This window comes from Serratia bockelmannii, assembly GCF_051803255.1.
Lineage (GTDB): Bacteria > Pseudomonadota > Gammaproteobacteria > Enterobacterales > Enterobacteriaceae > Serratia > Serratia bockelmannii.
Genome location: NZ_CP196512.1, coordinates 3,928,390 through 3,940,213, shown reverse-complemented (window position 1 = coordinate 3,940,213; position 11,824 = coordinate 3,928,390). Strand labels below are relative to the sequence as shown.

Sequence of the window (11,824 nt, the reverse complement as noted above, 5' to 3'; positions counted from 1 at the left end):
GGCATAAAAAAAGCGCTGCATCGGCAGCGCTTTTTTTCGATTCGCTTCTGGCGATTAACGCTTCAGCGCTTCGCTCAGTTCTTCACGCATGGTGGCCAGCATGGCTTTCACCACGCGTGGGTTACCTGCGACCAGGTTACCTGAGCTGAAGTGGTTGTGGCCGCCGACGAAGTCGGTCACCAGGCCGCCGGCCTCACGCACCAGCAGCTCGCCCGCGGCGAAGTCCCACGGCTTCAGGCCGATCTCGAAGAAACCGTCTACGCGGCCGGCGGCCACATAGGCCAGATCCAGCGCGGCGGAACCGGTGCGACGGAAGTCTGCGCACTGGGTGAACAGCTTGCCGACGATGTTGATGTAAGGCGTTGCGTGCTGTTTGACTTTGAACGGGAAGCCGGTCGCCAGGATGGTGCCATCCAGATCTTTGGCGTTGGTACCGCGCAGGCGGTAGCCGTTGAGCTGAGCGCCCTGGCCGCGCGTGGCGGTGAACAGTTCGTTGCGCATCGGATCGTAAACCACGGCCACTTCAGTACGGCCTTTGATGCGTACGGCGATGGAAACGGAGAAATGAGGGAAACGTTTGATGAAGTTTGCAGTGCCATCCAGTGGATCGATCACCCATTGCACATCGCGATCTTCGCCGATCAGCTCACCGCGTTCTTCGCTCACGATACTGTGTTGCGGATAAGACTTGCGGATGACATCGATGATCAGATGCTCTGCATCGCGATCGACGTTGGTGACGAAGTCATTGGTCCCTTTCTGGCTCGCTTCTACAGCGTCCGGGGTTTCGTAGTTTTTGGCAATCAGGTTACCGGCCTTGCGCGCAGCGCGCACGGCGATAGTCAGCATCGGATGCATGGGTATCTTCCAACTAGGATGTTAAAGAACAGGAAACGGCGCGAAGTATAGCAGCTGTTCGGCAAATTGCCTACGGCTGTGTTAAGATGCTGCGATTTTCCGCCACGCTCAGAGTTTGTATGCTGCACAATATCCGCATTGTTCTGGTAGAGACTTCACATACCGGCAACATGGGCTCGACCGCCAGAGCCATGAAAACCATGGGGTTAACCAACCTTTATCTGGTTAATCCGCTGATCAAACCCGATTCTCAGGCCATCGCCCTGGCTGCCGGCGCCAGCGACGTGATCGGCAACGCCACCATCGTCGATACCCTCGATGACGCCATCGCCGGCTGTAGCTTGGTGGTGGGCACCAGCGCACGTTCTCGCACCTTGCCGTGGCCGATGCTGGAGCCGCGTGAATGCGGCGTGCGCGCGGTGCACGAGGGCGAGCACGCGCCGGTGGCGCTGGTGTTCGGCCGCGAACGCGTCGGGCTGACCAACGATGAATTGCAGAAGTGCCACTACCACGTCGCCATTCCGGCCAACCCGGACTACAGCTCGCTGAACCTGGCGATGGCGGTGCAGATCCTGGCGTATGAAGTGCGCGTGGCTTACCTCGATCGCCAACAGGCGGGCGCGCCGCAGCTGGAAGAGACGCCGTATCCGCTGGTGGATGACCTCGAGCGTTTCTATCAGCACCTGGAGCAGACGCTGCAGCGCACCGGCTTTATTCGCCCGTCCCATCCGGGCCAGGTGATGAGCCGCCTGCGCCGGCTGTTCACCCGCGCGCGCCCAGAAGGGCAGGAGCTGAATATCCTGCGCGGCATGCTGACGTCGATCGAGAAACAGGATAAACATCAAGGTAATTAATTGATGTGGCATAACGGTGGGTGACAATAGTATTAGTTATCCAAAGGTTATAACATGTATTTTATATACCTTTGTTCTTGCTAAGTTCAAAACGTGCTAATACTTGAGTTAATTACTAGGTTAAATAGTTGACTGTTTTACTCAGGAATGTCAGACTTTCGGCCATATTTGACCAACAGGTAACCATTGAGCTATGAGACTGACATCCAAAGGCCGTTATGCCGTAACCGCTATGCTTGACGTAGCGCTGCATTCCCAGGAAGGGCCGGTGCCACTGGCGGACATTTCCGAACGCCAGGGTATTTCGCTCTCTTATCTGGAACAATTATTCTCCCGTCTGCGCAAGAATGGCCTGGTGGCCAGCGTGCGCGGTCCGGGCGGTGGTTATCTGCTGGGTAAAGACGCGGGTGAGATCGCCGTTGGCGCTGTCATCACTGCCGTCGATGAATCGGTAGATGCAACCCGTTGCCAGGGCAAAGAAGGCTGTCAGGGCGGCGATCGCTGCTTGACCCACGCCCTGTGGCGCGATCTGAGCGAGCGCATCAGCGGGTTCCTGAACAACATTACGCTGGCAGAACTGGTCAATAACCAGGAAGTGCTGGTGGTGGCGGATCGTCAAAACAACGATACGCGCCGCACGGCCAACGGTCGTCCGCAAGAAACTATCAACGTTAATCTGCGCGCATAAGCAGCTGGCGAAATTATTTTAGTTTTTGGAAGTGATGTACGGAGCACAAGAGCAATGAAATTACCGATTTATCTGGATTACTCAGCAACGACGCCGGTTGACCCGCGCGTTGCTGAGAAGATGATGCAGTTTTTGACCCTGGACGGCACTTTCGGCAACCCGGCTTCCCGTTCCCACCGTTTCGGTTGGCAGGCGGAAGAGGCGGTAGACATCGCCCGTAACCAAATCGCCGAACTGGTGGGCGCCGACCCACGCGAAATCGTCTTCACCTCCGGGGCGACCGAATCCGACAACCTGGCGATTAAAGGCGCTGCCAATTTCTACCAGAAAAAAGGCAAGCACATCATCACCAGCAAAACCGAACACAAAGCCGTGCTGGACACCTGCCGTCAGCTGGAGCGCGAAGGGTTTGAAGTCACCTACCTGGCGCCACAGAGCAACGGTATCATCAGCCTGCAGGAGCTCGAAGCGGCGCTGCGCGATGACACCATCCTGGTCTCCATCATGCACGTCAACAACGAAATCGGCGTGGTGCAGGACATCGAAGCGATCGGCGAAATGTGCCGTGCGCGCGGTATTATCTACCACGTTGACGCCACCCAGAGCGTGGGCAAACTGCCTATCGATCTGAGCAAGCTGAAAGTCGACCTGATGTCGTTCTCCGGCCACAAAATCTATGGCCCGAAAGGCATCGGCGCGCTGTACGTGCGTCGCAAGCCGCGCATCCGCATCGAAGCGCAGGTGCACGGCGGCGGTCACGAGCGCGGCATGCGTTCCGGCACCCTGCCTGTCCACCAGATCGTCGGCATGGGCGAAGCTTATCGCATCGCCAAAGAAGAGATGACCGAAGAGATGTCGCGTCTGCGCACCCTGCGCGATCGTCTGTGGAACGGCGTGAAAGATATGGAAGAAGTGTATCTGAACGGCGATCTGGAGCACGGCGCACCGAACATCCTGAACGTCAGCTTCAACTACGTTGAAGGCGAGTCGCTGATCATGGCGCTGAAAGACCTGGCCGTTTCTTCCGGTTCAGCCTGTACCTCCGCCAGCCTCGAGCCGTCCTACGTGCTGCGCGCGCTGGGCATGAGTGATGAATTGGCGCACAGCTCGATCCGTTTCTCCCTGGGGCGTTTCACCACGGAAGAAGAGATCGACTACACCATTCAACTGGTGCGTAAATCCATCGGCCGTCTGCGCGATCTGTCCCCACTGTGGGAGATGTTCAAGCAGGGCGTGGACATCAACAGCATCGAATGGGCGCATCATTAATTCTCAGGTTTCAGGAGCAAGGTCATGGCTTACAGCGAAAAAGTAATCGATCATTATGAAAACCCGCGTAACGTGGGTTCTTTCGACAACGAAGATCCTACCGTCGGCAGCGGCATGGTAGGGGCACCGGCTTGCGGCGACGTGATGAAGCTGCAAATCAAGGTTAACGATGAAGGCATCATCGAAGACGCGCGCTTTAAAACTTACGGCTGCGGTTCCGCCATCGCCTCCAGCTCGCTGGTGACCGAATGGATGAAAGGCAAGTCGCTCGATCAGGCTGAAGCGATCAAAAACACCCAGATCGCCGAAGAGCTGGAATTGCCGCCGGTCAAAATTCACTGCTCGATCCTGGCTGAAGACGCCATCAAAGCAGCGATTGCCGACTATAAGAGCAAGCATAGCGCCAAGTAATTTGTCTGAATCGGCCCGGCCGCGCCGGGCTTTGATGTGAAGTGTGAGGTTGTGATGTCTATTACCATGAGCGACAGCGCTGCGCAGCGTGTTCAGGCGTTTTTGACGAACCGCGGCAAGGGTCTCGGCCTGCGTCTGGGAGTGCGAACTTCCGGCTGCTCCGGGATGGCCTATGTGCTGGAATTTGTTGACGAAGCCAACGATGACGACATCGTGTTTGAAGACAAAGGCATCAAGGTGATCATCGACGGCAAGAGCCTGGTCTACCTTGACGGTACCGAGCTTGATTTCGTTAAGGAAGGCCTGAACGAAGGCTTCAAGTTCAACAACCCGAACGTCTCAAGCGAGTGCGGCTGCGGCGAGAGTTTCAACGTCTGACAGTCCATCGTGCTCCCCCGTTTCGGCGGGGGAACTTCATCCGCTAACGCCCAGAGCACGCTATGGATTACTTTACTTTATTCGGGCTGCCCGTTCGCTACACCGTGGACGGCAGCCTGCTTGCGTCCCGCTTCCAGGATCTGCAGCGCCAATTTCACCCCGATCGTTTCGCCAACCAGCCGGAGCGCGAACGCCTGATGGCGTTGCAGCAGGCGGCGACCATCAACGAAGCCTACCAGGCGCTGAAGCACCCGTTAAAACGCGCGGAGTATATGCTATCTTTGCACGGCTTCGATCTGGGCAACGAACAGCATACGATGCGCGACACCGCCTTTCTGATGGAACAGCTGGAGCTGCGCGAAGAGCTCGACGCCATTGAGCGCAAGCCGGAGGCGGAAAGCCTGCTGGCCGATTTCGGCGCGCGGCTGGCCACCTCCATCAAGCAGCGCAGCGCGCTGATGCTGCAGCAGTTGGACAGTGAACAGTGGGCGGATGCCGCCGACACCGTGCGCAAGCTGCGCTTTTTGGACAAACTCCAGCAACAGGTTGAACAACTCGAAGAAAAACTGCTGGGTTTTGAGTAACACCTTCTGATTCTGATTGTGGAAGCTTCAACATGGCCTTATTACAAATTAGTGAGCCTGGCCTCAGCGCCGCGCCGCACCAGCGACGCCTGGCCGCCGGCATCGACTTAGGCACCACCAACTCGCTGGTCGCCACGGTGCGCAGCGGGCAAGCGGAAACGCTGGCCGACGATCAGGGACGCCATTTGCTGCCTTCGGTGGTGCATTATCAGGCGGACGCGCAGCGCGTCGGCTGGGATGCGCGCCAACAGGCGGCGCAGGATCCGGCCAATACCGTCAGCTCCATCAAACGCATGATGGGCCGTTCGTTGGCGGACGTGCAGCAACGTTACCCGAACCTGCCGTATCAATTTCAGGCCAGCGACAACGGCCTGCCGCTGATCGTCACCGCCGCCGGCCCGGTTAACCCGGTTGGCGTCTCCGCCGATATCCTGCGGGCTCTGTCCGCGCGCGCGCAAGCGGCGCTGGAAGGCGAGCTGGATGGCGTGGTGATCACCGTTCCCGCTTACTTCGACGACGCGCAGCGCCAGGGCACCAAAGACGCGGCGCGTCTGGCCGGCCTGCACGTCCTGCGCCTGCTGAATGAACCGACCGCGGCGGCGATCGCCTACGGGCTGGATTCCGGCCAGGAAGGGGTGATCGCGGTTTACGATCTGGGCGGTGGCACCTTTGATATCTCCATTCTGCGCCTCAGCCGCGGCGTGTTCGAAGTGCTGGCCACCGGCGGCGATTCCGCGCTGGGCGGCGACGATTTCGATCACCTGCTGGCCGACTGGCTGCGCGAGCAGGCCGGCGTGGCCGATCGCAGCGATCACGGTGTGCAGCGCCAACTGCTGGACGCCGCCATCGCCGCCAAAATCGCGTTGAGCGATGCCGACAGCGTGTGCGTTGAGGTAGCCGGCTGGCAGGGCGAGGTGACCCGCGCCCAGTTCGAAGCGCTGATCGCTCCGCTGGTGAAACGTACGTTGATGGCCTGCCGCCGCGCGCTGAAAGATGCCGGCGTCGCCGCCGACGAGGTGCTGGAAGCGGTGATGGTCGGCGGTTCCACCCGCGTGCCGCTGGTGCGTGAGCAGGTGGGGGCCTTCTTCGGCCGCACGCCGCTGACGTCGATCGATCCGGATAAAGTGGTCGCCATCGGCGCCGCGATCCAGGCCGACATCCTGGTGGGCAACAAGCCGGACAGCGACATGCTGCTGCTGGACGTGATCCCGCTGTCGCTGGGCCTGGAAACCATGGGCGGTCTGGTGGAGAAAGTGATCCCGCGCAACACCACCATTCCGGTGGCGCGCGCGCAGGAGTTCACCACCTTTAAAGATGGCCAGAGCGCGATGATGATCCACGTGCTGCAGGGCGAGCGCGAGCTGGTGCAGGATTGCCGTTCGCTGGCGCGCTTCACGCTGCGCGGCCTGCCGCCGCTGCCTGCCGGTGGCGCGCACATTCGCGTCACCTTCCAGGTGGATGCCGATGGTCTGCTGAGCGTCACCGCGATGGAGAAATCCACCGGCGTTGAAGCCTCGATCCAGGTCAAGCCGTCATACGGTCTGTCGGACAGCGAAATCGCCGGCATGATCAAGGATTCGATGGCCAACGCGCAAAGCGACGTGGGCGCGCGCAAGCTGGCGGAGCAACGCGTGGAAGCCGCGCGGGTGCTGGAAAGCCTGCAGGGTGCGCTGGCCACCGACGCCGCGCTGCTGAGCGAGGCGGAAAGCCAGGCGATCGCCGCCGCGACCCAGGCGTTGCAGCAGGCGGCGCAGGGTGAAGATCCCGCCGCTATCGAAGACGCCATCAAAACATTAGATGCACAAACGCAAGATTTTGCCGCGCGCCGCATGGACGCCTCCATTCGCCGCGCGCTGGCTGGCCATTCTGTGGATGAGGTTTAACCATGCCTAAAATTGTTTTCCTGCCCCATCAAGACCTTTGCCCGGAAGGGGCGGTTCTGGAAGCCGAAAAAGGGGAGTCGATCCTCAACGTTGCGCTGCGCAACGGCATTGAAATCGAGCACGCCTGCGAGAAATCCTGCGCCTGCACCACCTGCCACTGCATCGTGCGCGAAGGCTTCGATTCGCTGGAAGAGAGCAGCGAGCTGGAAGACGACATGCTGGACAAAGCCTGGGGGCTGGAGCCGGAAAGCCGTCTGAGCTGCCAGGCGCTGGTCGCCGACGAAGATCTGGTGGTCGAAATGCCGCGCTACACCGTCAACCACGCGCGTGAGCATTAATTGTTAGCCGCAGCGTCAACCCGGAGATCATAATGGGACTGAAGTGGACCGACAGCCGTGAAATCGGCGAAGCCCTGTACGACCAATACCCGGACACCGATCCGAAAACCGTGCGTTTTACCGACATGCATCAGTGGATCTGCGATCTCGAAGAGTTCGACGACGATCCGCAGGCTTCCAACGAAAAAATACTGGAAGCGATCCTGCTGGTCTGGTTAGATGAAGCGGAGTAAATAGCGTAACGGGCTGCCATGGGCGGCCCGTTTATTTTGTATCCGACAAGATTAATAAAAGAATAATCCGGAGTAAGAAGGCTATGACAACAGAATTCATGCAGGTCACGCTGTCGCAACAACCTGCCGACGCCCGCTGGGGCGAGAAAGCGCTGCTGAGCACCAACGGCGAAGGGATGACCATCCACCTGACCGGGGCCGACAAGCTGGGCGCGATCCAGCGCGCGGGCCGCAAAATTGATGGCCAGGGCATCAAAAACGTCAAGCTGGCCGGCGACGGTTGGGATTTGGAAAACAGCTGGGCGTTCTGGCAAGGCTATCGCGGGCCGAAAGGGCAGCGCAACGTCGAATGGGCTGAACTGCCGGAAGCCGCGCGTCAGGAGCTGGATAAGCGCCTGAAGATCGTTGACTGGGTGCGTGACACCATCAACATGCCGGCGGAAGAGCTGGGGCCGGAGCAACTGGCGACCCGCGCTGTCGATTTGATGTGCGACGTCGGCTGCGATGCCGTCAGCTACCGTATCACCAAGGGCGAAGATCTGCGCGAGCAGAACTATGCTGGCATCCACACCGTCGGCCGCGGTTCCGAACGCCCGCCGGTGCTGCTGGCGCTGGACTTCAACCCGACCGGTAACCCGGACGCGCCGGTGTTCGCTTGCCTGGTCGGCAAGGGCATCACCTTCGATACCGGCGGTTATAGCCTGAAACAGAGCGCCTTTATGGATTCGATGAAGGCTGACATGGGCGGTGCGGCCACCATCACCGGCGCCCTGGCGCTGGCGGCGGCGCGCGGCCTGAAGCAGCGCGTGAAGCTGTACCTGTGCTGCGCCGACAACATGATCAGCGGCAACGCCTTCAAACTGGGTGACATCATTCGCTACCGCAACGGCAAAACCGTTGAGGTGATGAACACCGATGCGGAAGGGCGCCTGGTGCTGGCCGACGGCCTGATCGACGCTTCTGAGCAGAATCCGCAGCTGATTATCGACTGCGCCACCCTGACCGGCGCGGCCAAAACCGCAGTGGGCAACGACTACCACGCCCTGTTCAGCTTCGACGATGCGCTGGCGCAGGAATTGTTGAGCAGCGCCGCCGCCGAGCAAGAGCCGTTCTGGCGTCTGCCGCTGGCCGAGTTCCACCGTAGCCAGCTGCCGTCCAACTTCGCCGAGCTGAACAACGTAGCCGGCCCGGCCTACACCGCCGGCGCCAGCACCGCGGCGGCCTTCCTGTCGCACTTCGTCAAGAATTACCAACAGGGCTGGCTGCACATCGACTGCTCCGCCACCTACCGCAAAGGCGCGGTGGATCAGTGGTCGGCCGGCGCGACCGGTTTGGGCGTGCGTACCCTGGCCAACCTGCTGCTGAGCAAAGCCAAATAATTGAACGCCCGCCGCGTCGGGCGCTAGAATGCGCATTATCTTCGGGGCCCAGCATGCTGGGCCTCGCTATTTGATCCTGGAGTTTGCCATGAGTTCCCATCATCACGATGCCGCCCCGAGCGAGAACGAACTTGAACGCCTGCTGAAGCTGGCGGTGACGGAGCCGGCCCACCGCCCGGCGTTCTTCCGTGAACTGCTCGAGGCCACGGTGCTGCTCCTCGGCGACAGCGAACAGGTGCAGCAGGACGGCGACATCACGCTGAACGCGGATACGCCGGTCAATATCCAGCATTGGGAAAAGCAGGACGGCGGCAGCATCATTCCGTTCTTCACCTCGCTGGAAGCACTGCAGAAGGCCGTTGAGGACGAACAGCCGTTCATCGCCATGCCGGCGCGGGTGCTGTTCGAAATCACCCAGGGCGCGGATCTGTTCCTCAACCCGAAGGCGGAGTACGGCAAAGAGTTCTATCCGGAAGAGGTGGCGATGCTGCTGGCGACCGGCGGCGTCGTCAAACCGGTGGAGCATTACGTCGATAAAGAGACCCAGATCCTGCTGGGGCAGCCCGAGGAATATCCGTCGGCGATGGTGGATGCGTTGACCACGCTGTTCAGCCAGCGCAAACCGGTGCGCCGCGCGTTTCTGGCGCTGATGCACGACCAGGCGGCGGACGAGAAGCCGAATCTGCTGGTCGGGCTGGAAGTGGACGCCGAGCCGGCGGAGATCGAGGCGTTGATCAACGAGGCCGGCAGCGTCGCCAGCGAAACGGCGCCGAACGACGAACCGGTGGATTTCTGCCTGGTGTCGGAGAACGAGCGCGGCATCAGCCACTATCTGATCGCCCATACGCAGCCGTTTTACCAGCGCCGCTGGGGCAGCTGGCTGCGCAATTTGATCCCGTCTACCGACAAGACCCAGTAGCGCCGCCGCGTGGTTAAAATGACCCATGAAGATCATATTTTTTTAATGAAATGTTGATTTTCCCGTAGGCAAGCGTTAACGGCGCACATATAATCTGCGCCACTTGAGAAGGCCGGCAACATTGCAGACCGGCCTGTTTTGGAAGTCATACAGAGGCCATCATGACCGTAGAACGTACCTTTTCCATCGTTAAACCAAACGCAGTAGCCAACAACGACATCGGCGCTATCTACGCGCGTTTCGAGCGCGCCGGTTTCAAAATCATCGCCGCTAAAATGCTGCGTCTGACTCGCGAACAAGCTGAAGGCTTCTACGCTGAGCACAAAGGCCGCCCATTCTTCGACGGTCTGGTTGAGTTCATGACCTCCGGCCCGATCATGGTGCAGGTTCTGGAATCTGAAAACGCCGTGCAGCGCAACCGCGACATCATGGGCGCAACCAACCCGGACAACGCACTGGCCGGCACCCTGCGCGCCGACTACGCGGACAGCTTCACCGCTAACGCCGTTCACGGTTCCGACTCCGTTGAATCCGCACAGCGCGAAATCGCTTACTTCTTCAACGAAAGCGAAATCTGCGCACGTTAATCGTGCATTTCTGAGCTGATAGCCAGGCATTCACCGGCTGAAACAATAAAAATGCCCTGAATGCCTTTCAGCCGTAGCCACCCGCTACTAAAATTTGTACAATGCCGCGCCCCTGATAAGACGACTTGTCAGGGGCGTGTTTTTAGTGCCGCCACCCGAATCATGCGGGCTGAAATGCACAACTTACTGTCCATTCTTTAGCGCCATAACGTGTAATAACGAGGCCAGAGATCATTATGTTAGAACCCATCACGTCCGAGCACACCGTGTCTGAAAATAATTCGCTGACTACCCCCTCCGTTAACGTGGAGCAACCGGCTGCGGCCAAAATCAACCTGCTGGATCTGAACCGCCAGCAAATGCGCGAGTTCTTCGCCGAAATGGGCGAGAAGCCGTTCCGCGCCGATCAGGTGATGAAGTGGATTTACCACTACTGCTGCGACGATTTCGAGCAGATGACCGACATCAACAAAGTCCTGCGCGGCAAGCTGCAGCGCGTGGCGGAAATCCGCGCGCCGGAAGTGGCGGAAGAACAGCGTTCGGCCGACGGCACCATCAAGTGGGCGATTAAAGTCGGCGATCAGCAGGTCGAAACCGTGTACATCCCGGAAGCCGACCGCGCGACGCTGTGCGTCTCCTCGCAGGTAGGCTGCGCGCTGGAGTGCAAATTCTGTTCGACGGCGCAGCAGGGCTTCAACCGCAACCTGCGCGTGTCGGAAATCATTGGCCAGGTGTGGCGCGCGGCGAAAATCATCGGCGCGCTGAAGGTGACCGGCCAACGTCCGATCACCAACGTGGTGATGATGGGCATGGGCGAGCCGCTGCTCAACCTGAACAACGTGGTGCCGGCGATGGAAATCATGCTGGACGACTTCGGCTTTGGCCTGTCCAAACGCCGCGTGACCCTGTCTACTTCCGGCGTGGTGCCGGCGCTGGACAAGCTGGGCGACATGATCGACGTGGCGCTGGCTATTTCGCTGCACGCGCCGAACGACACCATCCGCGATGAGATCGTGCCGATCAACCGCAAATACAACATCGAGACCTTCCTGTCCGCAGTGCGTCGCTATCTGGAGAAATCCAACGCCAACCAGGGCCGCGTGACCGTCGAGTACGTGATGTTGGATCATATCAACGACAGCACCGACGATGCGCATCAGCTGGCGGAAGTGCTGAAAGACACGCCGTGCAAGATCAACCTGATCCCATGGAACCCGTTCCCGGGCGCTCCCTACGGCCGCAGCTCCAACAGCCGGGTGGATCGTTTCTCCAAGGTGTTGATGGAATACGGCTTTACGACTATTGTTCGTAAAACCCGTGGTGACGATATCGACGCCGCCTGCGGGCAACTGGCGGGTGAAGTGATCGACCGTACCAAGCGTACCCTGAAGAAGAAAATGGCCGGGGAACCTATCAACGTACGGGCGGTCTGAATCCTATAGC

14 protein-coding genes are annotated in these 11,824 nt (G+C 59.6%); 13 read left to right on the top strand and 1 reads right to left on the bottom strand.

What is annotated here, in order from left to right:
* Nucleotides 1–54: 54 nt before the first annotated feature.
* Nucleotides 55–858: an inositol-1-monophosphatase gene (gene suhB / locus ACSJLU_RS18805; RefSeq protein ID WP_025303917.1), complete on the bottom strand. Its 804-nt coding sequence runs from the start codon at nucleotides 856–858 to the stop codon at nucleotides 55–57.
* Between the two features lie 119 nt (nucleotides 859–977).
* Here suhB and trmJ point away from each other — a divergent pair, with 119 nt between their 5' ends.
* From trmJ to ACSJLU_RS18740, 13 genes are all read left to right on the top strand, one after another.
* Nucleotides 978–1,712 carry a tRNA (cytosine(32)/uridine(32)-2'-O)-methyltransferase TrmJ gene (gene trmJ, locus ACSJLU_RS18800; RefSeq protein WP_025303916.1) on the top strand — a complete coding sequence of 245 codons (735 nt, stop codon included), beginning with the start codon at nucleotides 978–980 and terminating at the stop codon, nucleotides 1,710–1,712.
* A 193-nt stretch (nucleotides 1,713–1,905) separates the two neighbouring features.
* Nucleotides 1,906–2,400, top strand: a complete 495-nt coding sequence (iscR, locus tag ACSJLU_RS18795) for a Fe-S cluster assembly transcriptional regulator IscR (protein ID WP_004941404.1) — start codon at nucleotides 1,906–1,908, stop codon at nucleotides 2,398–2,400.
* Nucleotides 2,401–2,454: 54 nt separating this feature from the next.
* On the top strand, nucleotides 2,455–3,669 hold the full coding sequence (gene iscS, locus ACSJLU_RS18790) for a cysteine desulfurase (protein WP_380826123.1): 1,215 nt from the start codon (nucleotides 2,455–2,457) through the stop codon (nucleotides 3,667–3,669).
* Between the two features lie 24 nt (nucleotides 3,670–3,693).
* Nucleotides 3,694–4,080, top strand: coding sequence for a Fe-S cluster assembly scaffold IscU (gene iscU / locus ACSJLU_RS18785; RefSeq protein ID WP_004941408.1), 387 nt, complete (start codon nucleotides 3,694–3,696; stop codon nucleotides 4,078–4,080).
* 54 nt (nucleotides 4,081–4,134) lie between these two features.
* Nucleotides 4,135–4,458 carry an iron-sulfur cluster assembly protein IscA gene (gene iscA / locus ACSJLU_RS18780; RefSeq protein WP_004941410.1) on the top strand — a complete coding sequence of 108 codons (324 nt, stop codon included), beginning with the start codon at nucleotides 4,135–4,137 and terminating at the stop codon, nucleotides 4,456–4,458.
* A 62-nt stretch (nucleotides 4,459–4,520) separates the two neighbouring features.
* Nucleotides 4,521–5,042 (top strand): co-chaperone HscB, encoded by a 522-nt coding sequence (gene hscB, locus ACSJLU_RS18775; RefSeq protein WP_043138098.1) that lies wholly within the window; start codon nucleotides 4,521–4,523, stop codon nucleotides 5,040–5,042.
* Nucleotides 5,043–5,074: 32 nt separating this feature from the next.
* Nucleotides 5,075–6,925 carry a Fe-S protein assembly chaperone HscA gene (gene hscA, locus ACSJLU_RS18770; RefSeq protein ID WP_025303914.1) on the top strand — a complete coding sequence of 617 codons (1,851 nt, stop codon included), beginning with the start codon at nucleotides 5,075–5,077 and terminating at the stop codon, nucleotides 6,923–6,925.
* Between the two features lie 2 nt (nucleotides 6,926–6,927).
* Entirely contained in the window at nucleotides 6,928–7,263 is a 336-nt protein-coding gene (gene fdx / locus ACSJLU_RS18765; RefSeq protein WP_004941417.1) for an ISC system 2Fe-2S type ferredoxin, read from the top strand.
* Between the two features lie 32 nt (nucleotides 7,264–7,295).
* Nucleotides 7,296–7,496, top strand: coding sequence for a Fe-S cluster assembly protein IscX (iscX, locus tag ACSJLU_RS18760; protein ID WP_006327336.1), 201 nt, complete (start codon nucleotides 7,296–7,298; stop codon nucleotides 7,494–7,496).
* Between the two features lie 83 nt (nucleotides 7,497–7,579).
* Nucleotides 7,580–8,875, top strand: coding sequence for an aminopeptidase PepB (gene pepB, locus ACSJLU_RS18755; protein WP_380826119.1), 1,296 nt, complete (start codon nucleotides 7,580–7,582; stop codon nucleotides 8,873–8,875).
* 88 nt (nucleotides 8,876–8,963) lie between these two features.
* Complete coding sequence (gene sseB / locus ACSJLU_RS18750; RefSeq protein WP_439041020.1) at nucleotides 8,964–9,794, top strand: enhanced serine sensitivity protein SseB; 831 nt, start codon at nucleotides 8,964–8,966, stop codon at nucleotides 9,792–9,794.
* A gap of 161 nt (nucleotides 9,795–9,955) precedes the next feature.
* Nucleotides 9,956–10,381 (top strand): nucleoside-diphosphate kinase, encoded by a 426-nt coding sequence (gene ndk / locus ACSJLU_RS18745; RefSeq protein WP_004941424.1) that lies wholly within the window; start codon nucleotides 9,956–9,958, stop codon nucleotides 10,379–10,381.
* A 236-nt stretch (nucleotides 10,382–10,617) separates the two neighbouring features.
* A complete protein-coding gene (locus ACSJLU_RS18740) occupies nucleotides 10,618–11,814 on the top strand; it encodes a bifunctional tRNA (adenosine(37)-C2)-methyltransferase TrmG/ribosomal RNA large subunit methyltransferase RlmN (protein ID WP_004941426.1) in 1,197 nt (398 codons plus the stop codon).
* Nucleotides 11,815–11,824 lie beyond the last annotated feature (10 nt).